The organism is Paenibacillus sp. FSL R7-269 (assembly GCF_000517865.1).
GTDB lineage: Bacteria > Bacillota > Bacilli > Paenibacillales > Paenibacillaceae > Paenibacillus_AQ.
In genome coordinates, this window is record NZ_ASPS01000016.1 from 56,573 (window position 1) to 80,996 (window position 24,424).

A 24,424-nucleotide genomic window follows, 5' to 3' on the forward strand; every position below is an offset into this window, starting at 1 on the left:
CGGCAGCGGCCATAACAATCATCGTGCCCCGCGCCGCAGATCATAGAAATACTCCACCGCCGGATGCTTCCGCTGCATCTTCACGGCCATCCCCTCGATCCGCTTCCGCCCGACTCTCCGGTCCATCAGAGCCAGGATGTTCAAGATAATATCACTGCTCTCCAGGCTCTCCTCGATAGGAGTAACCAGGAACTTATTCGCCACCACAATGAAATTCGATTTCGTCAGGGCAGCCTGGGCCAACATTAATGCTTTGGCATGTTCGGTGGTTAAGCGGCTTCGGGCCATTATGATTAGGCGGTCCTCAGGGATGGGGCCTTTGGCCGTCAGTCTAACTGCTTCAATGTCCTCATTGGTGACGGAGATATGCAGCTCCGGGTCATTCTTGACCTCCAGCTCGGATGAGTACCAGCGGATAGAGCTGGACTTGTCGGTCATGCTGAGAATGTTCTTCTTGTCCACCGTAATATAACAGGTGCCTGATTTATCCGGCGAATAGCGGTAAGCGGGCGCCCGGTACTCTACCCGTCCCTCTAAGGATGGGCTGAGGAAGCCCTCCAGTTGCTGTTTGAGTTTGCTCCAGGACATGTAATCCCTCCATATTGAAAATGGAAAAAGGCCTATCGGCCTCTTCTTGAAGTTCTATGTTACCATACTTCGCGTCCTTACTGCCCGCCTGTGGAGACTTCGTGATGGATATCCCCCTCAATCCTTATACGGATCGAACTCATCCGCGCCAGCCATACATACGCCCACCGGCTTCAGAACGTGCATAACCTCAATGGTCCCGGCGTGCGCTTCCAGTACTTCTTGCAGCTTCCGGTAGACAAAAGGACTCTCGTCCGTCCCTGCGCCGCGCAGCTCTACACCGAACTCACGGACCGCCTCCATCATCTGCCCTGGCGTGATTTGACCTCCACTGCGGGTGCGGGTCTTCCAGTTCATACGGCCCGCTGCCTGGGTCCGGCTCATGATTCGGCCTGCTCCGTGAACGGTGCTGTAGTAGGCCTCACGGTTCTCCACGCTGTCCTTTCCCCGGACGATCACGGAGATGTCTCCCATGCTGCCGCCAATGAAGCCTATCTGGCCGGGTGCGGACGGAGTGGCCCCTTTGCGGACAACGATGACTTCCTTGCCGTCATGCGTCTCTTTCCAGGCATAGTTATGATGGTTATGCACCACCATGTCCGCTTCTGTTCCCAGAATGGCCAAGACCTGCTGGATGACATAGTCTCTGCCCGCATAAGCATAGCGACCAGCCAGCTTCATCGCTCTGTAATACATATCGCCCAGCTCACTGTTCAGGTCGAGCAGTACGGGCGGCTGATCCATCTTTTCCCCGGGGGCATTCGCCAGGAAGTCTCTGCCTGCTGCCAGGTTAAGGAACCCGCTCGCTGTCTTATGCCCGAACCCTCTGCTGCCGAAATGATTGGCAATCCATACCCGGCCGGTTGCGTCTTCTTCTAGTACGTCTACGAAGTGGTTGCCGCTGCCGACGGTACCGAGCTGATTCTGCGCCAGGTCCTTCAGCTTATCATGTACTCCGCTGCCCAACGTCTTGAACACCGCCCAATCCGGGTCGTCGAACAGTTCGTGTTCCACCCGCTCGTTATTAACCCGGCCTATGCCGAAGGAGATTCTGCGGGCAATCTCGTCCATGATCCCTGAGAGTCGCGGCCGCAGCTCCTCTATCTTCAAGCCGGTCCGCACCGCCTTATTCCCGCACCCGATATCGTAACCCACGCCAGACGGAGAGATCTGTCCATCGTACACCACCACGCCGCCAATCGGCTGGCTGTAGCCTTTATGATGATCTGCCATAAGCAGGGTCTGCACCACATTCCCGTTCTCCGCACACATCCGGGCCTGCACCAGGGCTCCTTCATCCGGCTTCCCCCACACCCGCACTCCGTCTATATTCTGATAAGCCATTTCGTTCTACCTCCTATGATCGGGATCACCGCGATGGTGCCGCAGCGTCCTCATGCCCTCTTAAGCTTCTGTGTCTATATTCGCTTATCCGGGCACCCAAGTACATGGCGGAAGTATTACGAACTGGGGATATCTAACAATGTAGCATACGTTGCCGGAATTCGAGAACATAAATAGGCCGCCCCGGTAACGGAAGCGGCCTATCTACTATTAAACAAGAAATCATAAGATAAGTAATTCTCCATCACGGAAATAATAAATATTCTCCCGTTTAAAACCGTACAATCCATTTGTGTGCTTAATATGCGGCTCAAATGTAAATAGTGATCCTTCACTAAGCTTCATCTTATTCCCGGACTCAAAGTATTTTCTGTGATCTTTATCGAATTCAATGGTATGTCCCAAATTTCCGGAAAAATCAAGATTAATGTAACCAAGTTGTTGGATAACCTCATTCATATATAAGTAGACTTCTTCAAAAGTCATACCCGGTCTTACAAAATCAATAAATTTGTTATGGAGCTCCTTTTCGGCGTTAATTCCATGTGAAAATTCTAGTGCAGATTCATTATTGGTATGTGCAAGTGCGTCTTCGGCAATTACTTTTCCATCAATCACTATTAGTGTTCGTGCATAGTCTCCCCAATAGGCGTTAATCTCTGGACTAAGATCTATGGTCACGATATCATTTCTGCGGACAAATGTATCCGAAGGCTTATACTCCTTACCCGATTCGGACCTAATTGTTCTCTTCCCAACGTGAACAAATGCCCCTACACCGTGATACCAAAAACTATGAATCCCCTTATCTCTCATAATCTCTTCGGCTCTATAGACGATTTCCTTTTCTGTGATACCTTCTTTAATTATCCCCTGTAATTGACTTATAGTATCTTTTGCGATCGATTGAACATAAGTATACTGTGACAGATGCTCCACTCTAAAACCGCTCTCCCCTTGACCGCGTGGATCGCGGCTACTGGCATTCTATTAAGTCTGATTCTCCACTGCTTCATCCCTACGCATTCGAATCCAGCATCGCCGGAATATTGATCTCCTTCACACAGGAAGCCTTGGACAGATTCATGACGCATTGTACCAGGGACACGATATCCTGAAGCGGAATCTGTGTGCCGTTGTAGGCAGACAAGACGGGCTCCACACCGGCCTCCAATGGAATCTGCGTAGCTATCTCGCCAGGATTTATGACCGTCACACCAATGCCATACGGCTTCACATGCTCCCTGACCGCATTGGCGATCCCGCGCAGACCGAACTTGGACGCGGTGAACGAGACCTGGGTGTAATCATTATGATCGAGGCCTGCCGTAGAACCGATGAAGAAGATGTTCGCATGCGCAGACTGCTTGAGATTCGGCAAAAGCTTCTGAATGCACGTAATCGCCGCAGTCACATTAATGTTAATGATGCTGGCAATCTCAGCCGGATCGTCCTGCTCAAAATCATAGTCATCGCTGAACCCCTTGCTCTCCCATACGCCAACATTATAGATGAATACGTCCAGGGTAACGCCGTTCAATGATTCTGCAATCCGGCCCGCAGCATCCGGCTTCGCCAAGTCAGCCTCCATCCAGGTCCGCTGAACCCCATCCTCCAGCTTCAGGCTGTCCGGATACGTTCTTGAGACCACCCAGACCTGATCGCCCGGCACCGGCAGCGCTTTGACGAAGGCCTCTCCCAAGCCCTTGCTTGCTCCGAAAATAATAAAGTTTCGCATATGCCCTCCCTTAACCCCCAAGCTCCTCCGCACCGTCCTGCTCTTTGCTGGCGAATTCATCCAGCAGCGCACGCACCTCGCGGGTGGACTTGGTGTTCATTAGATGATTTCTGAGTTCACTGGCGCCGCGGAAGCCGCGGACGTAGATTTTGAAGAAGCGGGGCAGCGGCTTGTAGGAACGTGATTCCAGCGCCGAATAGTGGTCATGGAGATCCAGGTGCAGCCGTAGCAGATCCATGAGCTCCTTGCTGCTATGCTCCCTCGGTTCCTGCTCGAACGCAAACGGATTATGAAAAATCCCGCGCCCGATCATAATCCCGTCCACTCCGTACTCTGCGGCAAGCCTCAGGCCCGTCTCCCGGTCCGGTATGTCCCCGTTGATCGTCAGCAGGGTGTGCGGCGCGATCTCATCCCGCAGCTTTTTGATCTCAGGAATCAGCTCCCAGTGGGCATCCACCTTGCTCATTTCCTCCCGCGTACGCAGATGGATGGACAGATTCACAATGTCCTGCTGCAGAATATGAGTCAACCAGCCCCGCCATTCATCCACGCTGCTGAACCCGAGCCGGGTCTTGACGCTGACAGGCAGCCCTCCAGCCTTGGCGGCTTGGATGATCTCCGCAGCGGTGTCCGGGCGGCAGATCAGTCCGCTGCCCTTGCCATTCTCGGCTACATTCGCTACCGGACACCCCATGTTCAGATCGATGCCCTTGAAGCCTTCTTCGGCCATACTAATGCTCATCTTCCGGAAGTACTCCGGCTTGTCCCCCCAGATATGGGCGACCATCGGCTGTTCATCCTCCGTGAAGGTTAACCGCCCCCGCACCGCCTGCTTCCCCTCCGGGTGAGCATAGCTCTCTGTATTCACGAACTCCGTAAAAAACACATCCGGCCGGCCCGCCGCGCTCACCACATGACGAAACACCACATCCGTCACATCCTCCATCGGGGCCAGTATAAAGAAAGGGCGTGGCAATTCACGCCAGAAATTATTTATCATATGAAGTACCTCTCTATGCATGCCGGGATCATCCTTATCCGGCCGTAATAAAGCTAAATTATATCATAACTCCGGGGGAATGGTAGCGGCCCTGCCTAACCATACCTGTGCGGCTTGAGACCTCGGCTGTCCGGGCAGACAGTAAGGCTCAGATTCAGCGGCAGGCTCCCAGATGAAGTCCTCAAAACCGGGCACTGTCCCGTACAGATGTGAGGGGAACGCCTGGCGCTCGCCTCTAGCCTCGAAGGTATTGTCGTAGAAATGCAGCGCATCACGGAAGGCGACCACAATCTGGGATTGGATGAAGTTCGGATGATAGAACCAGATTCTCAGATAAAAAGGTTCATTGAAACCTGCCATCTGCCGGGACCAGGAATGATACACCTCGATCATCGCCTACAGCAGCAGACGGGAGTACCACACCGGCGGATTGCGCCTGTTCAACCTGTAGAAGGGGTCGATCCATAGCTTCACATAATCCCGCCGGGTGGTTTGCAGCTCCTCCAGATCGAGGTGCATACACCATTTTTTCCACTGGTCAATCTGCTTCACCCTGCGCTTCCAGCCGCGTATTCTCTTCTTGTTCGAGAGTGGATTCGCCATAATCTTGTATGTCCTCCGTTAACTCTTAGGTTTCAATTGCTTAATCACGGACATCATCAGGATGATCATCCCTGTGCCGAAGCCTGACATCGATAGGGGCGCCAGCACAAACCGCATGATCTCCCCCTGCACCCAGAAGCTTGCCAGCATAATCACCATACAGATCACCGTGAATATCCCTACCGTCAGCGTCCCTACGAAATCCGTCAGATTATGATTGTCCTCACGCGCCAGCGTAATCCGGTTCTCCTTCAGCAGCGGCAGCTCCAGCAGCTTCGGGATATAGTCCTCCAGCCGCCCCTTCACCTTGTTGAACTGTTCCTTGACGATCTCTCCCGTATCCATCTGTTCTGCGAAGGACTGGCTCGCTGCGGATAAAGAGTACGACTCATCTACTGAGGACAAGGTTCCGTCCAAGGTAATAATTGCCCGTAAGGCCCCGGCCACCGTCGGCTTCAAGGACATACCCAGGTCAGTAATCATCGACATCAGCCGCCTCATCATGACACTGGTAGGATCAGGGGAGAAGGAGGCTTCGGATAAAAGTCTGCCGAGGCGCCGCTCGATCATTTTCACATCTAATTGCTCCCCTTCTTCACAGACCCCAGCCAGGCCCTGGGCCATCTGCTTCGTCTCCTTCCGGCTGTAGCCCATCAGGAAGTTGAGCATCCCTGCCCGCTCTTCCTCTGTCAAATAACCCACGGAGCCGAAGTCAATCAGTGCGACTTCCCCGTCCCGGGTCAGCATCAGGTTACCGGGATGCGGGTCGGCGTGGAAGATGCCGATCATCAGAATCTGCTGCAGGAATGCGTGCATGATCATTTCCGATACATCATTGGTCACCTTCCGGGTGAACCGCTGTCCTTCAATATATTCCATGGTCAGAATCTGCTTGGTCGAGTACTCGGCGTAGATCTTCGGCACTTGTATCGGAATATCGTGTTCCTGGAACGCTTGGCGCAGCAGGTTGGTATTCAGCGCTTCAATATCAAAATCTGTCTCTTCGATCAGATTCGTTTTAAAGCCTTGGGCGAGCTGAATTAAGCCAAGTCTTTTAATTTTGGAGGAGCGCTCGGAGAGCCGGGTCACGAATTGGATTAACAGGTCCAGATCTACGCTCATCTTCTGCTTCACATCCGGACGCAGGATTTTGACAACCACCTTCTCGCCTGTGGACTTCAGCCGCGCCAGATGCACCTGACCGATCGAAGCCGCAGCAATGGGTTCCATCCCGAAGTCTTCATACGTCTCCTCCAGATCACCAATTCTGCTGTCGATGATCTCCTTCAGCTCCTTCCGGCTGAGTGGCTTAACCTGGTCATGCAGGCTGGAGAACGCCTCGATGTATTGTGCCGGGAGCATGTCCTTTTTGGTCGATAAGACTTGTCCGAACTTCACGAAGACCCCGCCCATGTTATCCAGAACGGCAGCAATCACGTGCGGCAGCTTCGCATGATCCTGCTGGAGCAGATGGTTCAGCCCTTTGCGAGAAGCGATCCACAGCAGACGGACCATACGCCTGAAGCCGCGCACCTTGCCCATCATATACCCGAGCGGGTTCCCGGACTGCAGCAGTTTGAAATTGAACACGCTAAGCAGCATGTAGACATAGCAGGAGATAAATAGAATCAGCAGCGGGTAATAGATGAACATCACCCTGACCATCTCCGCTTCGGAGGGAGCCACAGGCTGCTTGAAGTAGGTTGAGGTTATGATGAGAGTGACGACGGATGTGCTGAAAAGAATCGCCACCATTAACTGGAACTGTTCATGCTTGAAGGTCCTGATGCTGCTTATGATGAAATACAGAATGAACGCCACAATAATAATGCTGCTCATGTAGAATTGCTCCAGCACCTGCACCAGCATACTGACCGCCAACGCGCTGACAAGCGGCATTATGATCTTATGCTTCGCGTTGAATATATAGGCAAGCGCTGTGAACACACCGAAACCTACAAGCATTACAATGAAAAAGAACATCCTCCAGCCCCCTGTATCCGCTTCATTATCCTCACTATAGCATATCCGGTTTGGGGTTCGGAACTCCGCTATTCCAGGCCCTTCAGCGATTCGATCATATTGATCCGGGTCACCTTGCGTCTGAGCAGAAGGTTGGCCATAAGGGTAAGCGCGAACGCAACTGCAACCGACATCAGGAGGCTGGCAAGTCCTAATTGATCCGGAATTTGCTGGTGAGTACTGGACAACGCTTTTACGACCAGTTCATACACATAGCCGGAAATGGAGAGGGCGACTATGACTGCCACCGTAGTGATGAATATATTTTCCATGAAAATAAGCCGGTTGATCTGATTTCTGAAATAGCCTAATACCTTGAGCGTCGCCAGCTCGCGGTTCCGCTCATACATATTGATCGACGAGATCGTGTAGATCGCGCCAAAGGATAGGATCACCGCGCAAACAATAAACATAATAAAGACAAAGCTGTTCTGCTGCAAAATATAACGGCCTTCCTTCTCCAGCTCATCCTTGCCTGATATTGCTTCCACCCTGGGATCTTTCCCGAACCCGCTCCGAATACCGGTTAGAGCTCCCGGAGAATCCGCTTCCACCAGCAGGGCGTACGGTTTGTACACGATCCCGAAGCTTGCCAAATAGTCTGGCGTGATATAAAAGGCCGGGCTTGAGTATTGTGTAGAAATACCGAGCACCTTCATCTCTACCGTCTTGTTATCCAGCTCAGGCGCAGTAAATGCAATATTTATGGTATCCCCTTTCGCAATACTATAATGGTCAGCATACGATTGGGGCACCAGTACACCGTGGTCCTCCAGTTGCAGGCGATGGTCTTTGTCATCATAGAAATGAATGAGTCTGTTATCCGGTTCCGTGACCCTCAGCTCCGCTTTTTCGGACTGCTGGTTCTTGCTCAGCTCAATGGGGAAGGCGGACAACGCATAATGGCTTTTGATGCCTGAAGGAAGAGACTGTCCCGCCATGGCCTCCCCCGCTTTATAATCGACACGAAGGTCATAGCTGTACACTTGCCTGAACTGGCCGGCTACCTTTTGCAGGGAAGCTTGGGTGCCAAAGGCCGTTATTAACAGCACTGTACTGACCATCACCCCGACCGAGCTTGCCAGAACCTTAACCTTGTTCAGAAAAATATTCCGCAAAATCAGCTTGTACCTGTACGGCAACCATCCCCAGAGCCCCGGAATTCTCTCGATGAGTATAGGTTGTATGGATCTGGGCGGCTTGGGGCGCATGGCCCGTGACGCACTTTCCTTCAACAGGCTTCTTCCGCTGAAATAACAAGCGAACATGCCGAACAGGCTGGAGACGAGCATGGGCGGAAAGATCAATCCAACCGACAGGTCAAATTGAATACCCGGCAGTGTGAAGGACCTGGCATTCGATGCCGCGATAAGGGGCACAAATACAGCCGCAGACAGGATATATCCCAGAATCGAACCAGCTACTCCAACCAGCACGGGATAGCCCATATAATGAAGCATGATGCTGCTTCGGCTCACACCGAGTGCCTTCATGATGCCGACCTGATTCCGCTGGGAATCAATTATTCTGGACATGGCCAGGAATAGGATAATCGCTTCGATCAGGAAGAGCACCAGAGGAATGACCTTGCTCATTAACCCGTTATTATGGAGCGTAGCCTTCAGGCGCGAGTAGCTGAACGAGCGTTCCTTGCTCTCTTGGCCCAGATACTGCAGCCCTTTGGATTTCTCCTCTATGGACTTGCCGATTTGATCCACATCGTAGCCTTCCTTGGCATCCACCAGCAGTTCATTATAGAAGAAGGCGCCTGCGACCTCAGGGATAGCCGCCTCGCTGACGTAAGCAACGCCGTCATGCTTATGATCCTGTGTCTCATTCTTTTTGGCGTGCTCCACATTCTCCCCTAAGCCGCTGATCCTGAAGGTCAGCTCTTGGTCTTGAACGCGGATCGTCACTTGATCTCCAACTCCGTAGCCATGCTCTGCGGCATAACGGGAATCCAGCACAATCTCGTTTGCCCCCGATGGAGGTCCCCCCTCCAGCATCTCCAGCGTGTTAATTTCATTACTCTCCGGGATGGAGTGAATTCGAAGTGTCGAACGGTAACCGTCAAATGACTCTGTGGCATTGAAGGTATAACGCCCCTCCAGCTTATGGATGCCCTCTACTTGACTCAAGGTCGTAATACTCTCCGGCGGGAGTTGACTGTAATAGAGGTTAAGATCGCTTAATGCGTGTTCAGCAAAATAAGCCTTCGTATAATCATTCAAATGATTGCTTAAGGACGCCAGCCCTGTATAGAAAAAAGCACCTACTGCGACAATCAGCACAAAGGAGAAAAACTGCCCGGGCGACTGTCTGATATCCCGCAACAGCTTGAACAGAAGCTTCATCTCACCACTCAATCCCTTCAGCACTTTGTCTGTTTTCATTCATCGTTATACTTTCAATTCTGCCGCTTTTGACCTTAATGACCTTGTCCGCCATCTGGGCAATCGCCGAATTATGCGTGACCAGCACAACGCATTTGTGAGTCCCCCTGTTCAAGTCCTCCAGAAGCTTCAATACCGCCTTGCCCGTCACATAATCGAGTGCCCCGGTGGGTTCATCACAGAGCAGAAGCAGCGGATTCTTGGCAACGGCTCTGGCAATCGCCACCCGCTGCTGCTCGCCCCCGGATAGCTGGGACGGGAAGTTCCGGTTCCGGCTGCTTAACCCCACCTTGTGCAGCACCTCCTTGGCATCTAAATGATCCTTGCACACCTCAGCAGCAAATTCGACATTCTCCAGTGCATTCAGGTTGGGAATGAGGTTGTAGAACTGGAACACAAAGCCAACCTTCTCCCCCCGGTAGCGGGTCAACTTCTTCTCGCTGTATTTCGTGATGTCCTGCCCGCCGACAAGAACCCGGCCTGACGTAGCCGTATCCATACCTCCCAGAATGTTAAGAATCGTGCTTTTGCCGGCTCCGCTTGCTCCTAGTACAACGACGAACTCCCCTTCCGATATGGAGAAGTCTACGCCGTCAAGCGCCCGGATGGTCACCTCCCCTACTTGATACTCCTTGGCTACATTCTTGAACTCAATCAGCTTGTTCACTACTGCTTTCATCTCCTCTGCTTCTCTGAAAGGTCAAACAACCGCATCACTGGACTGTTATTTCCGCCTTTAGTATGTTAGTATGTTACTAATGTAGCATACTGTAATACATGAAAGTTCAAGCTGTCAATATGAGCCTTCCCGGTTCATCTGGAGCTATCATTCTGTGGATTGACAATTGGATGTCCATCCTTTATGGTGGTATGTTATATGAGTAACATACTAAGAGGACGAATGGTGAAGCCATGACCATCACTTTTGACGATAATCTACCGATATTCCAGCAGGTCGCCCATATCATTGAGGATGATATTCTGAACGGCACGTTTCAGGTGGACGAGCAGATTCTTTCGGTTGCCCAGTTCTCCCAGCTGTTTCAGATCAATCCGGCCACTGTGGTTAAGGGGATTGGCTTGCTGGTCAACGAAGAGATCCTGTACAAAAAAAGAGGGCTGGGCATGTTTGTCGCGGCCGATGCCAAAGAGAAAATTCACTTGAAACGAAGAGAGCGGTTCACCAAAGAACTCTTGTCCAATCTGCTGAACGAAGCCGACAAGCTTGGGCTGACCACCGGCGATATCATTGACATGATCACACAACTGAGAAAGGACTGAAATCCGTGAGTATAGCATTAGCTTGCGGCCGTCTGACCAAATCCTTCGGCTCTGCTCCGGCTCTGCGGGCGCTCGATTTACAGCTGGAAGAAGGCGTCATTTACGCGTTACTTGGACGCAACGGGGCCGGCAAAACCACATTACTGAATACGATTGCGGGTGGAATTGCGGCAGATTCCGGCACGATTGAGGTTGGCGGACAGCGGCTGCACAGGGGAGAATTACCGAAGGACTTGTGCTATGTACGCGATCACTACCAGCATTTCGGGGGAGCGAAAGTCATCGAAGCTTTGGAGACCGCAGCAGCCTTTTATCCCAGGTGGGATGGTTCTTATGCCCGCGAACTGCTTGACCTCTTCCTAATCGATAAGGACCAGAAGATCAGGCAGCTCTCCAGCGGGAACCGGTCGCTGCTCCAGAATGTAATCGGACTGGCCAGCCGGGCGCAGTTAACCTTATACGATGAGCCTGTGCTAAGCCTGGATGTGTTGATGAGGGAACGGTTCTACAAGGCACTTATGGAGGATTACGCCAATTATCCGCGCACGATTCTGCTGTCCACGCACTTGATCGATGAGATCGCACCGGTCGCAGAGAGGATCATTATCCTTGAGTCAGGCTCCCTTCTGCTGCAGGAGGATATGGAGCAATGCCTCCAGTCGGCTTATCTGATCCGGGGACATTCGGAGGCTGTAGCTTCTTATACATCCGGCAAACGGGTGATCTACCGCGAGGATTATGGAAGAGGAACACTTGCCGCACTTTACGAGAAGCTGAGTGACAAGGACAAACGGTTGGCCCGTGAGCGGGACATATCGCTCGAAGCGCTGAGTCTGCAAAAGCTATTCCTGTATTTGATCGAGGGAGGTCTATAGATTGAGTGCTTTGACCGTTCATCTTAAAGCAACCTACAGACTGCTTAAACTATATATCTGGCTGGTTCCGATGATTATTGTGCTTGGCCGGACGACAGAGCTTATGATTACTTTCCTGACAAACACAATGAGTGCCTCACGTTTATCCGAGAGCAACATGCTTATTCTTCTATTGCCATTGTTCGCCGTCACGCTGCCGCTGAGCTATTACCAACGGATTGTTCATTTGGGCGCCAGCAGGATGCAATATTACAAGGGAATACATACCGTTTTTGCCGTCTGGGCGGCAGGCGTTGCCTTCATGAACTCCCTATGGCTCGCCTTGCAGGTCCATGTCTTTCACAATTATGATAATGCCACGGATCTGGTCGCCGCCTTTCATTGGAATGATTACGGCTTTGCCGGTTCATTTCTGTATCAAACCGCCTTTTACCTGATGGCCATGGCTTTGCTGAGTATGCTGGTCTCGGGATTCTTTACCCCCGCAGGCTGGCTGTTGACTGTGCTGATTGCTGCAGCTATTCCGGTCGGAACAGCCATCCCGGAGCTCAGGGTTCACGTGGCCTCCTTCTTCCGTACCCTGCTGCTGAACGATTCTCTCTTGCTGGGCACCGGCTTCAACCTGCTGCTGTATCTTGTTTTCGCGGCTGGCGGGTGGCTGTTTACGAGAAGACGGGTACATTGATGCAGGGTTCAATACTATTGACAGCTTCAAGAGTTCAATGTTAAGCTCCAGCTATAAAATTCGAGGAGGATGGCAGCCGATGATTCCACGTATATGGTAAGCACGCCCAACAAAAGCTGATTTCTCACCAAGTGTGGGCTTTTTTGAGTTGCTGCTATTTACGTTAAGGACATCGGCTGCGATCCGCTACGGCTTATTTCACTATGCCCGGTTTCGCACTGTCCCGTTATGTAATTGTTGCAGACCCAAGCCCCTATGCGGACTTGGGTCTGCTTTTATTTAGGGAGGGTACAAACTTATGAATATTCAATGGAAAAAGACGTTCGCCTTCATCTTCAGCGGACAAATCTTCTCGATATTAACCTCTGCGATGGTTCAGTTCTCCATCATCTGGCATCTGACTGAGACGACAGGATCAGCTGTCGTGCTGATGCTGGCCGGTCTGGCCGGGTTCCTGCCGCAAGCGGTCTTAGGTCCGTTCATCGGCGTCTGGCTCGACCGGTGGAACCGTAAGCTCACCATGATCGCCGCGGACAGCGCCATTGCACTAACCAGTCTGATTCTGGGTGCTTATTATCTATGGGGGGAGCCGAGCTTATGGGTTGTGTATGCCATCCTGCTCATTCGTTCGGCAGCATCTTCCTTCCATGCACCATCGTTTCAGGCTGCGATTCCGCTGATAGCACCGGAAGACCAGCTCACCCGGGTGGCAGGCTGGAACCAGCTCATCTTCTCTGCTTCCAGCGTACTTGGACCGGCGCTTGGAATTGCGGTATACTCGGCTACTTCACTAGGAACCGTATTGCTCTTAGATGTGGCTGGCGCTTTAATCGCTAATCTTATGCTTTTGTTCGTCCAGATTCGTCAACCGAAGCCGGAAATCGTAGAGACCCCCTCGTTCCGTAGGGAGTTTATGCTCGGCTGGCGGGCCTTTCTGTCGCAAAAGTCCATTGTCACAGTAACGGTTGCCATGGCGGTCTTCAGCGTGGTATTCATGCCGCTGGCGATGCTGTTCCCCTTGATGACGCTGTCGCATTTCGGACGCGGCGGCTACAGCGCCAGCCTGATTGAGGCCGTATTCGGAATTGGGATGATCCTTGGAGGTGCCCTGCTGTCCGTGCTTGCTTCCAGATGGAAGGACACCACCTACATGAGTCTGAGTCTGGTTGTGATCGGGCTCACCTGTGTCCTGAGCGGGGTGACCGGGCGCGAGGCCTTCCTTGCTTTTACCGTCCTCTCGTTCCTGATGGGTGCCGCAGCCCCCTTGTTCAACGGCCCGTACATGGCGATGATCCAGAAGTCTTACGAGCCTGAGCTTCTGGGACGTGTCCTCTCCTTCGTGACGAGTATCGGACTCTTGTCGTCTCCGCTCGGGCTTGCGCTGGCGGGACCTGTGGCTGACCGGTTCGGCGTTCCGTTCTGGTTCTTCTGGTCGGGGATAGTCGTGATTCTGATTGGAGTATTCCTATTTGTCAGGTTTGCAGGAACAGATACAGACAAGGAACCTGCTAGTGAATAAGTGAAGGTAAATAGACCGTCCTCCCTTTAATGGGATGGCGGTCTTTTTTAGGGGTTGTGCATGCAGAATGGAAGAATCTATAATATACGCGACTGGGAATATTCACTTTTACTTAATGGGAGGAGTTACGATATGGCTGATCCTACAAACAGCAAGCATGTTTATATTATTCATGGTTACGGAGCCACCCCGGCCAATCATTGGTTTGGATGGTTACAGAAGCGGCTCGCGGCAGACGGGATTACGGCAGATATTTTGGAAATGCCAACGCCCTTATCGCCTAATCTCCAGCAATGGCTGGAGCATCTGTCCAGTAAGGCCAAGCTGCTGAACCAGGACACCTATTTCGTTGCTCACAGCTTAGGCTGCGTCTCTCTGCTCAAGTATCTGCTCAGCGCGAGGCCGCAGGAACCGCTCGGCGGTCTGGTTCTCGTGTCCGGCTTCATCAAGCCGTTACCCGGCCTGCCAATGCTTGATGAGTTCACGCAGGATCAGATCAACTACAGCGAGGCTGCAGCACTGGCCCCCAAACGTGCAGTGATTGCCTCCAAGGATGATGCCATTGTGCCAGTCGCGCTCAGCAAGGAGTTAGCACAAGTCATTCATGCCGATTTTCACGAGGTAGAGCACGGCGGACATTTTCTGGACAGCGACGGCTTTACCACTTTACCTATTGCCTATGATGTCCTGCGCGATATGATGGGGCATGAAGCAAAATAACCGTGTATCTCTCGCCCAGGTTCTATCCTCATACGCGCTTCAATCGTCTCGACCTGAGCCATAATCCGAATCCAATGAACAGAATCGTCGTTACCACGCCGGTGGTCGGGCTGAACCATAGTTCGCCTGCCGGCGTGAATGTAATGATCCCGGCAACCGATACCAGCAAGGTAGGTACTCCATCCTCCACTGCGTGCATGAGTACACACGGCCACACCGATTGCGTAAGACGATAGATTTCAACGTACATGATGGACCAAGCAACCATGAGCACACAGCCGATGAAGACATAGCCCCATCTCGTCGTAGTCCCGAAATAAGTATCTGGCAGGAAGACCAGATAATATGCCGTATGCCACAGCGCCCAGACCAGACCGGACACAAGATAGATTATCCAGTCATTCAGCTTCAGCTCGATCAGCTTCGGGGTCAGATAGCCGCGCCAAGCGAATTCCTCGAAGATGTTCTTGATCAAGTTGCCGGCGAGCGATACTCCAACCAGCGACAGAATCGTAAGTAGTTCGGCCTCTGAAGTGCTGGCGCTATTGAACAGCAGAGCAAGCCCTACCGCAATTACCATGATTACCGGATAGACAGCAATGGCTGCGCCGTACCACTTCCTATTTCCTCTTAAATTAAACCTTACGCCAATATCCTTCCAATCGCGGTTCAATAGCCGCAGTACAAGCATGGCAATCACCGGCAAAATCAGCCATAAGCCCATGCCCGGCGAATTCCCTTCCGGCTGATCCGGCAGCTTCGTATCCACCCATACCCCAATCCAGCCGCTGGTCAGCACAATTACGATGAACAATATAAGACTAAGCTTTGTTCTGCCTGCTGTCATATGATCATCCCCTCCAGGTTCAGGATTACTCCATGCCACGCTTCGCTGTGCTGATGACATCCTCCGCCGCGCTGTTCAATAGCTGAATCATCTGCTCCTCCGTATAATGGTCCGGCAGCAGCTCATTGGCAACCATCACACTCATCCCAACCTGGAACATCTTCATTTTGAGCAAAATCATCCCCAGTTCATCATCCGATAATCCATTCAGATCTGGGTCCGTTCTCATCATCTGTATGAACCCTTGTGTCTCTGCCTCATCATGCTTCGCCTGATCGTTCTTCTTCATCACCAGATCCCGGAACAATATCGGATACTCCCGGGCAAAGCGGATGCTGGCCGCCCCGATATCGTAGAACGGATGCCCGGAGTTCTGCTCCAGCAGAATCTGTCTGCTCACCGTAAGGGTTCTCTGGTGCACCTCCTCCACCAGCTCGCCAGCCTCTTTGAAATTGACATAGATGGGGGCGATGGAGCCCCCCAGCTTCTCGGCCACCTTACGGATGGTCACGGCATCCACTCCTTCGGTCCTCGCAATTTCGAACGCCGCATCGATGATTTGTTCTTTGGTGAACTTTTTTTTGGGTGCCATAGGTTTCCTCCTGAAATAAAACAATCGATACAAATCATATGATATATATCAAATGATATACAAAATTCATCCCAGGTGTCAACCTAATCTTAACGGCTTGATTCTCCTTTTTAAGAACTGTTGTGTTCTGAGCATCTGTTCATATAGAATCAAATTATCAGCTTCACTCCAAAGAATAATGGAACAAATCAGCGGAGCCCACGTAAATTCCGATAAGATCACTGGAATATCATTACATCATGAAGGAGGCGGCTGCCCATGGCATTTATTCCGTTGAACTGTCCCAATTGCAGCGGACGAATTGAATACAAGGAAGGCACGATTCTCAAGTGCCCTTATTGCCAGACCGAGCTTCTGCTCAAGCAAAATAATGTCTACTATGTAGATCAGACCATTAACCATTATCACGGGACACCCCCTCCCAAGGCCGCACCGAAGCCAACCGTCTCCGTCTCCATCCCCATCAGGCTGGTGCTGGTCCTGCTGCTGATGCTGGGCGGCGCTATCGGTACATATTTCTATTACAGCCTAAGCTCTCCGCAGCAGGCAACCAAGGCTAATCTGTCTGTGCGGACGATGCCTGAAAGCGAGGTCCTGCTCACCTTCCTGCGGGAGACCCTGGGTAAAGGCTCTGCCATGCCGACCGAGGAGGAAATTGCCCGCCTGCGGTATTTATCTGTGAAGCATTCGGATGGGGACCAGTGGCAGTTCACCTACAGCTTCTCCGATCCCTTCAGCGATGCACAGGCCGAGAAGCTCACTTATGTGATCCAGGATAAGCGGCTCAATACCCAGCGGATCGACCAGCGGGACTTCGAAGCCTTCACGGGGCTGACGGCACTGGACTTGAACGGGACCTACGAAATTGACCAGACGGATCAAATCAGTTTTGCCCATATTCCCGGATTAAAAAGCTACGGCGGCGCCTTCAACGAATCCTTCAGCAGATTCTCCGGCTATTTCGGCGACAAGTCCAAAATTACGGAGCTGTCCACTCAGCTGCGCAGTAATCAGGAAGTGGCGCTGCTGCTGGAATTCCCCAATCTAAGCTCACTGTCTATTACCTATGTGGATGAGTCTATAACGGATTTGCATCTGCTGAGTAAGCTGGCGCTGAAGTCCCTGTCCCTTACCTTCGTCAATGACCTGGGGTGGTTATCATCCATGACGGGGTTGTCTTCTCTGGCTATCTATCACAGTGAAACCACAGATCTGCAGCCTTTGTATGCCTTAACCGGACTCCAGGAGCTTAAGCTTTCCTATTTGTCCAATGTGAAGTCGATTGACTTCGTGCAGAACATGCCTGCTCTGCAGACGCTGGATATCGAGAATCTGAATTTCTCCAGCCTGGAGCGTCTGGCCGGGAAAACCTCCATTACCAGCCTCCGGCTGGCGTCCTTAAGCAAGCTTGGCTCGGTAAAGGCTGTGAACAGCCTGCCCTCGCTGCGGGAATTCACCTTGTACGGTTATTACGACGAGCCAGACGCACTTACCTTACCAGGAGTCAAACGGATGGAGATTCCAGCCTCCTTCCTCTCCGGGCTGAAGGCGCCAGCGGTAACAAGCCTGACGCTCCGGGGAGGCAGCGGGGAGCTGAGCATGGCTGAGCTAAAGAAATTCCCGGAACTTGCGGAGCTGTCCCTCTGGGGGAGCGACGACATCATCCAGCTTCGTGCGCTGGACAGCTTGTCCCGTCTGAAGACACTACGCATCTATGATTCGTCACTGTATTCAGAGAGCGATGCCTTATTCGGCCTGAAGCAGGTGAACACGCTAGTGTGCTCGGAATGCCGCCTGAATTTCAAGCAGGCAGCAGCAACGAATAGTGTGCTTGAACATTTGACCTTGGACCGGCCATACTTCTCCTTGAACAACAACTCCGTTAGTGAGGTTGACCAGGTGATGCCTTACTTCGCGGGCCTGACTGCCCTGCGTTCCTTCACCCTGCAGGACAACAACCTGGCTTCTCTTGCGTTCATGAGCAAATGGCAGGCCATCGAGGAGCTTCATCTGGAGAACAATGCAATTTCCAATATAGAGCTTCTGAGCAAGCTGCCCAAGCTGCAACAGGTATTCCTGGCCGGCAATTCCGTGGCGAACAAGTCCGTGCTGGATGCAGGCGTACGGGTATATTAATTTCCGCTACTATGATATGAGAGAATAGACCGCCCTCCTTAAAGAGCAGAGGCTTGCGGTCTATTTTTGTTGAGAGCGCAGTTATAGGCAATGCTTATTAAACGTATAGAAACTATATATTTCATTTATAAGCTATGCAGCACTATACTGAACTTCATAAGGAGGGGAAGTACATGAATCAACCGGCTTCCAATAACCAATGGCAGGCAGATACGTATGATCATAAACTGGATTTCGTCTCCAAGCTGGGCAGCGATGTCCTCTCGCTGCTGCAGCCTCAGCCCGGTGAGCGCGTGCTTGATATCGGCTGCGGAACAGCCGATCTTACAGCTAAGATCGCGGCCGCTGGAGCGGATACAGTGGGCATCGATCTGTCACCCGAGATGATTGCCCGTGGCCGCAGCAAGTATCCGCACCTGAATCTGAGCGCCCAGAATGCATACACTTACCGGACCGCTCAGCCTTTCGATGCAGTGTTCTCCAACGCTGCGCTGCACTGGATGAAGGACGCGCACGCCGTCGCGGTAACGGTAGCAGGTGCACTTCGGACCGGCGGGCGGTTCGTCGCCGAATTCGGCGGCTACCGCAACGTTGCCGCGCTGGTGAATGCAACCGAGGCTGCACTGGAAGCGCATGGCTATGACCCGCAGGGACGCAATCCTTGGTATTTCCCCACCATCGGAGAATATGCGGCAGTGCTGGAGGCACATGGCTTCCTCGTCACGCTGGCCCAGCATTTCGAACGGCCGACTCCCTTGCAGGGGGAGAGCGGAATCCGGGATTGGCTCGACATGATGGCCGATGACTTCTTCTACGATGTCAGTGCAGAAGACAAGACTGTAATCTATCGCGAAGTGGAAGAGCAGCTGCGTCCGGAGCATTACCTGCAGGGACAATGGATTGCCGACTACCGGCGGCTGCGGGTCTGTGCAGTGAAGATGGCGGAGTGAGTATTAGATAAGCGGAGAGCCTTCAGATTGTCTGGAAACCCGGGTCCTTTCAAGACCTTGGGTTTCTTTTATAATGCAATGATAGAGACGCTTGGGAATATATGTTTCTCATCATGCAGATTCTGGGTAATACATAGAGTTGTATCTGTCTACATAGAAACTGATTGTCGGCATGAAGCACAAGCAAAATGATTACAGAACAGGAGAATCAAGATGGAGAACCAAAACCGGGATACGTACCGCTTTCAGGTGAACTTAAGCGGGATGATCAACATTTTGTCTAACCATTTGTATAGCAGCCCGAAGGTATTCTTAAGAGAGCTGCTGCAGAACGGCATAGACGCGATTACTGCACGTCAGGCATATTCCCCAGTAGGCTACGAAGGTAAGATCCATGTCGAGGTAAGCGGAACCTCCACGGGGGCAACCTTATTAGTAGAGGATAACGGGATCGGGTTAGATGAGGCAGAAATTCATGAGTTTCTGGCCATGATTGGACAATCCTCCAAGCGGGGCGAAGATTTCCTGTCGACCAATACCTCCTTTATCGGTCGGTTTGGCATCGGACTGTTGTCCTGCTTCATGGTGAGTAACGATATCGTAATGGTTACCCAATCGGCCAAGGGCGGACCTGCCCTGGAATGGCGCGGGAAGCCGGACGGCACTTATACGATCCGTAAGCTCGATGGGGCACATGCCCCCGGCACCAAGGTTTTTTTGCGTTGCAAGGAAGGGTCGGAAGCTTACTTCGAAGAAGAGAACCTGCGGGAAGGTCTATTCCATTACGGCGCTCTGCTGCCTTACCCGATCCAACTGGTGTCAGACCGCAACACCCGCCTGATTAATCCGCTGACCCCGCCGTGGATCAAAGATCCGCAGCTGGCCCGGAAGCATCGTGACGAGGTACTGGCCTTCGGCAAGCAGGTGCTGGGAGAGACATTCCGTGATTTCATTCCCCTGCACACCGCTTCGGGCCGGACAGGAGGCATCGCCTTCATTCTGCCACATGCGGTGAATCTGAACGCCAAGCGCAATCACCGGGTATACCTGAAGCACATGCTGGTCTCCGAAGCTGCCAGCAATATCCTGCCGGACTGGGCGTTCTTCGTGAAATGTCTGATCTGGACCGATGAGCTGCAGCCCACCGCTTCCAGGGAGCATTTCTATGAGAATGCTCAGCTGGAGCAAGTGCGGGAAGAGCTGGGAAATGCCATTCGTCAGGAATTGATGCGGATGGCCGAGTATGACCCGGACCGCCTGCAATCGATCATTTCACTGCACGCCTTATCGATGAAGGCGCTCGCGGTGGAAGATTCGTCATTCTATTCTATCATTCATGAGTGGCTGCCGTTTGAGAGCACGTATGGCAGAAAGACGCTTGGCGAGCTGAAGCAGCAGCCTCCCCTGTACTTCACGGCGACGCTGGACGAATACCGCCAGATTACCCACGTGGCTTCGGCCCAATCCATGCTGGTGGTGAATGGCGGGTATATCTATGATGCCGAGCTGCTGTCCCGGCTTCCGCTTATTGACCCGGAGGTGCAGACGGAACGGCTGCTGCCGGAAGAGGTGTCCTTATCCTTCACCGATATTACGCCTCAAGAGCGGCTGGATTACTATGAATCTGTAAGACTCGCAGACAGTGTCCTGCAGAAGTTCCGCTGCCAGGTGCAGCTGCGCCGCTTCAAGCCAGAAGAGATTCCGGTGCTCTATACTCTATCCGAGGAATCCGCCCAGTGGCGTGTACTTGAGGCAACGAAGGAAGTCAGCACCGACGCTCTTTCCTCCGTGCTAGGCAGCCTGGGCGCTTCGCTTAAGGATACGGCATACGCTACACTTTACTTTAACCTGAACAATCCCGTCATTGAGAAGGTATTCCATCAGGGGAATCAGGCTACGCTGCCTTCTATTGTCGAGATGCTGTACTGCAATGCGCTATTGATGGGACATTATCCAATGAACCGCCAGGAGATCGCGCTCCTGAACCAAGGCATTATTCAATTTATTGATTGGGGATTGACGGCCAGTCGATCCGCAGAAGGAGAGAAATAAATGAACGTTACCGAGATGGATTTCGACGATTTAATGGAAGAAGCCTACGGCCTGCCCGGAGGCAAGGCTAAGCTGGAGCTGCTGGAGCAGGCCGTACGGGTGGCCGATGCCGCAGGAGATATCGATCAGGGCTATGAGGCCCGCAGCGAAATCGTAGAGCTGGGCAGCTTCCATGGGTATCCGATGAAGGCGCTGGTCGCCTTTTCCTGGCAGCTGGGGCAGTATGACAAGAACCCTGGCCGGTTCGATGATTACAGTCTGATGTGGTCGTACAAGTGGGTGCTGGACCGCATTACCGCTTTTGCAGATATTAGCCGCACTCAGATTGAGAACCTGCTGGAGGATATGAAGACCCGCTACGAAGCCGAAGGCTATAGCAGCCGGACCTATCACTATTACCGGGCGAATATTCTCGAAGATTTCGGGGAGCTGGAAGCTTCACAGGCCGAATGGGCGATTGTCCAGACCATGGACCGGGACGAGATGAGCGATTGTGAGGCTTGTGAGCAGCATGGCCTGGTTGAGTTCCTGGCGAAGCAGGGAGACGATGAAGCAACCGTTAAGGCGGCTGAACCGATTCTCAAAGGTAGAATGACCTGCGGTGAGGTCCCTCATGTGACCATCACCAAGGTACTGTTCCCTCTCCTACGGCTGGACCGCCAGAAGGAAGCCGATAAGCTTCAGAAGAAGGGCTACAAGCTGGTAAAAGGAAACCGCGACTTCCTGTATCACCAGGCAGAGCATATTGGTTACCTGACCCTGACCGACCCGGTCAAGGCGCTGGAGGTCTTCGAAGAGTATATCGCCTCCTCTCTGGATCACGAGAACCCGGCCGATCAGATGATTTTCAACGCTTATTCGGCCAAGCTGTTCCGCCGTCTGTCTGAGGAATCCATCCGCTTCCAGGTCAAGCTTCCGGCTGGGCACCCGTGTGAACGCCAATCCGAAGACGTAGCTTCGCTTGCGAAATACTTCCAGAAGTTAGCTCTCGCTACAGCGGAGAAGCTGGATAAGCGGAATGGCAACGGCTATTATACTGAGCTGATAGAGAAGCTGTAGGATGCGTTCCTACGGCATTGAGTAAGAACAAGCGCAAATAAGAGCAGCTCCCGTAATGGGGGCTGCTCTTTACATATTGTAACTAAGCATTTACAGTGTTTGAAGCAATCATGCTGATGCTAACCTTTGGTTTGCTTATCGTAGCGCTGCAGTCCAATACACGCAAATAGACCGCCCCCCAGCAAGGTGTGCGGTCTATTTGTCGTATCCTGTTTGCCTGAGGCCTACCGCCCGGATGTTAACAGTAGTTAACAAACTTGTGAGCACAAGTCCGAAGACGCAGCTGCACTTGCGAGGCATTTGCTGCTCATTTCGTTCCCAGCCTTTGCTTAATCGAACTAAGCATTTGATTATCGTGATAAGCACCGGCCCGTATCACAGCATTGATTTTATGAAGATTTTGTACACTTTCAATGGGATTGGCATCCAAAAGGACCATGTCGGCGATTTTTCCAATTTCTACGGTGCCCAGATCGTCCATCCGGTCCAGAAATTCAGCCCCGTTCAGCGTGGCCATCTGAAGAACATGCAGCGGCGGGATGCCGGCTCTCTCCAACTCGTCGAATTCCTCATGAAGGGAATAGCCCGCAACCTGCCAGCTGTCTCCGCTGCCCCCGTCTGTACCCGCCAGCAGCTTGACGCCCTCCGTATCATAAGTCTTGACGAGCTTCAGGTACAGATCGTAAAGACCCTGGGCGGTTGCTTCACTACTATTGGAGAACAGGCCAGACCGCATACGTATCATAGTCGGACTCTGCCAGGTATTGTATTGTACATACACATCGGCTAGCTCCTTAGCCTTTTCCCCGCTATACGTATTGATGATATGCATCAGCTCCGCCTCATCCTCTTTGCCGCCTGAGGTTTTGATGGCCGTCTCCAGAACCTTAGCATTCACGAAATCCCGCAGTCCCTTGATCTTCATAAGCTGTACAAAAACCGGATTTCCCGTGATTGCCGGTACGCTCTTTTCCTGCGCCCGCAGCCTCTCTTCATCCGTGGAGCTTGAGATCAGGCTCCCGTTGTTGATGCCGAAATGCTCCACACTCTTGAACCCCTGCCTGGCGGCCTCCTTTAAATCCATATCGGACAACACATGTCCCGCAACCGGCAGATTCAATCTGTCTGCTTCCGCCTGAATGGCCTGGAGCACCTCAGGTGTAACGCCGCCCACTTTGATGAAATCAGCCCCTGCCTGCTTTTGCAGCCGGACAAACTCAGCGGCAACCGCAGGCGTCGGCGCATTGATCGGTGTCAGCACATCGCCAGGCATGGTGAGGAGTGCAGCCCGGTCTACGGAACGGGTAAAAGCGCCGGAATGCCATTCCTTCAATAGCTCGTACGAGCCGCTCATCTGCCTGAACCCTGTGATCCCGTTAGCCAAAAGACTCTCCATCGTCTCGTCTGTATGCTTGTCCCCGATGACATGCATATGCATATTCAGATAGCCGGGAACGGCGTATTTCCCCGCAGCATCTACAACCTTGGTATTCTCACCCGCCTCAAGCGTGCCCATTGGCGCAATGGCCCTGATTACCCCGCCGGCGCACAGAATGCTCATGCCCGAAGTTAAGCCGCCGGTGCGCGTATCCACAATAGTGACGTTATTCAGCAAAAGCTCATAGGACGCGCTTGGCTGTTCCAGCTGGAGTCCGGTGTAGGTTCCGGTAACGGGCGAAGGCTGCCCTGCGAACAAACCTGTCCAAGCCACGGCCAGAGCGATGACCCAACAGAGCGGGACGCGCCATCCGTGCCAGAAGGCCGATCTTCTCACAAACACTAGCCCCCCGATACAGGCTGCCAGTATCAGATATGCATACCAGCGTTCGCCGCTGCTGATCATCAGCAGAAGCACAATTCCATACAGGAGCACGGACAGCAGTGTAAATCCACCGGTCTTCAGAACGCTTTTCCTGATCTGATTCTTCATGAGTTAACCTTTCTTAATCCGTTGTATGATGGGGCTAAATTATGATACAAATATATCATAAGCATGAATGTGATCAATGGAAGATCAAGA

Annotated in this window: 22 protein-coding genes and 1 pseudogene; 10 read left to right on the top strand and 13 right to left on the bottom strand. The window is 52.4% G+C overall.

Going from position 1 to position 24,424, the window contains the following annotated elements; translation table 11 throughout:
• Window positions 1-18: 18 nt before the first annotated feature.
• The 10 genes from C162_RS07535 to C162_RS07580 form a co-directional block, all read right to left on the bottom strand.
• A complete protein-coding gene (locus tag C162_RS07535; protein ID WP_036693099.1) occupies window positions 19-588 on the bottom strand; it encodes an SF0329 family protein in 570 nt (189 codons plus the stop codon).
• Window positions 589-705: 117 nt separating this feature from the next.
• A complete protein-coding gene (locus tag C162_RS07540; protein WP_036693102.1) occupies window positions 706-1,932 on the bottom strand; it encodes an RtcB family protein in 1,227 nt (408 codons plus the stop codon).
• A 222-nt stretch (window positions 1,933-2,154) separates the two neighbouring features.
• Window positions 2,155-2,871, bottom strand: coding sequence for a M24 family metallopeptidase (locus tag C162_RS35270; protein WP_156949562.1), 717 nt, complete (start codon window positions 2,869-2,871; stop codon window positions 2,155-2,157).
• Window positions 2,872-2,950: 79 nt separating this feature from the next.
• Window positions 2,951-3,670, bottom strand: coding sequence for an SDR family NAD(P)-dependent oxidoreductase (locus C162_RS07555; RefSeq protein WP_036693105.1), 720 nt, complete (start codon window positions 3,668-3,670; stop codon window positions 2,951-2,953).
• A gap of 10 nt (window positions 3,671-3,680) precedes the next feature.
• The gene (locus C162_RS07560; RefSeq protein ID WP_036693107.1) at window positions 3,681-4,670 is read right to left on the bottom strand and encodes a tRNA dihydrouridine synthase; all 990 of its coding nucleotides are present in this window, start codon (window positions 4,668-4,670) and stop codon (window positions 3,681-3,683) included.
• A gap of 63 nt (window positions 4,671-4,733) precedes the next feature.
• Window positions 4,734-5,054 carry a hypothetical protein gene (locus tag C162_RS34185; protein ID WP_051493296.1) on the bottom strand — a complete coding sequence of 107 codons (321 nt, stop codon included), beginning with the start codon at window positions 5,052-5,054 and terminating at the stop codon, window positions 4,734-4,736.
• A gap of 12 nt (window positions 5,055-5,066) precedes the next feature.
• Window positions 5,067-5,273, bottom strand: coding sequence for a hypothetical protein (locus C162_RS34190; protein WP_051493297.1), 207 nt, complete (start codon window positions 5,271-5,273; stop codon window positions 5,067-5,069).
• An 18-nt stretch (window positions 5,274-5,291) separates the two neighbouring features.
• The gene (locus C162_RS34195) at window positions 5,292-7,256 is read right to left on the bottom strand and encodes an ABC1 kinase family protein (protein ID WP_051493298.1); all 1,965 of its coding nucleotides are present in this window, start codon (window positions 7,254-7,256) and stop codon (window positions 5,292-5,294) included.
• A gap of 68 nt (window positions 7,257-7,324) precedes the next feature.
• Window positions 7,325-9,649: an ABC transporter permease gene (locus C162_RS07575; protein WP_036693110.1), complete on the bottom strand. Its 2,325-nt coding sequence runs from the start codon at window positions 9,647-9,649 to the stop codon at window positions 7,325-7,327.
• A 1-nt stretch (window position 9,650) separates the two neighbouring features.
• Entirely contained in the window at window positions 9,651-10,355 is a 705-nt protein-coding gene (locus C162_RS07580; protein ID WP_036693342.1) for an ABC transporter ATP-binding protein, read from the bottom strand.
• Between the two features lie 245 nt (window positions 10,356-10,600).
• On the opposite strand from C162_RS07580, the gene C162_RS07585 reads away from it, so the two are divergent.
• From C162_RS07585 to C162_RS07605, 5 genes are all read left to right on the top strand, one after another.
• A complete protein-coding gene (locus C162_RS07585; protein ID WP_036693112.1) occupies window positions 10,601-10,969 on the top strand; it encodes a GntR family transcriptional regulator in 369 nt (122 codons plus the stop codon).
• Window positions 10,970-10,974: 5 nt separating this feature from the next.
• Complete coding sequence (locus tag C162_RS07590) at window positions 10,975-11,844, top strand: ATP-binding cassette domain-containing protein (protein ID WP_036693114.1); 870 nt, start codon at window positions 10,975-10,977, stop codon at window positions 11,842-11,844.
• Between the two features lies 1 nt (window position 11,845).
• A complete protein-coding gene (locus C162_RS07595; protein ID WP_036693116.1) occupies window positions 11,846-12,529 on the top strand; it encodes a hypothetical protein in 684 nt (227 codons plus the stop codon).
• A 298-nt stretch (window positions 12,530-12,827) separates the two neighbouring features.
• The gene (locus C162_RS07600; RefSeq protein WP_036693119.1) at window positions 12,828-14,048 is read left to right on the top strand and encodes an MFS transporter; all 1,221 of its coding nucleotides are present in this window, start codon (window positions 12,828-12,830) and stop codon (window positions 14,046-14,048) included.
• Between the two features lie 132 nt (window positions 14,049-14,180).
• Window positions 14,181-14,768 (top strand): RBBP9/YdeN family alpha/beta hydrolase, encoded by a 588-nt coding sequence (locus C162_RS07605; RefSeq protein ID WP_036693122.1) that lies wholly within the window; start codon window positions 14,181-14,183, stop codon window positions 14,766-14,768.
• 28 nt (window positions 14,769-14,796) lie between these two features.
• Here C162_RS07605 and C162_RS07610 read toward each other — a convergent pair whose 3' ends face one another.
• Together C162_RS07610 and C162_RS07615 are read right to left on the bottom strand one after the other, a co-directional pair.
• Complete coding sequence (locus C162_RS07610) at window positions 14,797-15,615, bottom strand: CPBP family glutamic-type intramembrane protease (protein WP_036693125.1); 819 nt, start codon at window positions 15,613-15,615, stop codon at window positions 14,797-14,799.
• Between the two features lie 25 nt (window positions 15,616-15,640).
• On the bottom strand, window positions 15,641-16,207 hold the full coding sequence (locus C162_RS07615; RefSeq protein ID WP_036693129.1) for a TetR/AcrR family transcriptional regulator: 567 nt from the start codon (window positions 16,205-16,207) through the stop codon (window positions 15,641-15,643).
• Window positions 16,208-16,465: 258 nt separating this feature from the next.
• Between C162_RS07615 and C162_RS07620 the strand changes: the two genes are divergently transcribed.
• From C162_RS07620 to C162_RS37570, 5 genes and pseudogenes are all read left to right on the top strand, one after another.
• Window positions 16,466-18,343: a leucine-rich repeat domain-containing protein gene (locus tag C162_RS07620; protein ID WP_036693131.1), complete on the top strand. Its 1,878-nt coding sequence runs from the start codon at window positions 16,466-16,468 to the stop codon at window positions 18,341-18,343.
• Window positions 18,344-18,516: 173 nt separating this feature from the next.
• Window positions 18,517-19,293, top strand: coding sequence for a class I SAM-dependent methyltransferase (locus C162_RS07625; protein ID WP_036693134.1), 777 nt, complete (start codon window positions 18,517-18,519; stop codon window positions 19,291-19,293).
• Window positions 19,294-19,506: 213 nt separating this feature from the next.
• Window positions 19,507-21,345 carry an HSP90 family protein gene (locus tag C162_RS07630; RefSeq protein WP_036693136.1) on the top strand — a complete coding sequence of 613 codons (1,839 nt, stop codon included), beginning with the start codon at window positions 19,507-19,509 and terminating at the stop codon, window positions 21,343-21,345.
• Entirely contained in the window at window positions 21,346-22,404 is a 1,059-nt protein-coding gene (locus tag C162_RS07635; protein ID WP_036693139.1) for a hypothetical protein, read from the top strand. It begins immediately after the preceding gene.
• A gap of 92 nt (window positions 22,405-22,496) precedes the next feature.
• Window positions 22,497-22,574: pseudogene (locus C162_RS37570) on the top strand (putative holin-like toxin); the annotation flags it as partial.
• Between the two features lie 137 nt (window positions 22,575-22,711).
• Here C162_RS37570 and C162_RS07640 read toward each other — a convergent pair.
• A complete protein-coding gene (locus C162_RS07640) occupies window positions 22,712-24,334 on the bottom strand; it encodes an amidohydrolase family protein (protein WP_036693141.1) in 1,623 nt (540 codons plus the stop codon).
• Between the last annotated feature and the right edge of the window lie 90 nt (window positions 24,335-24,424).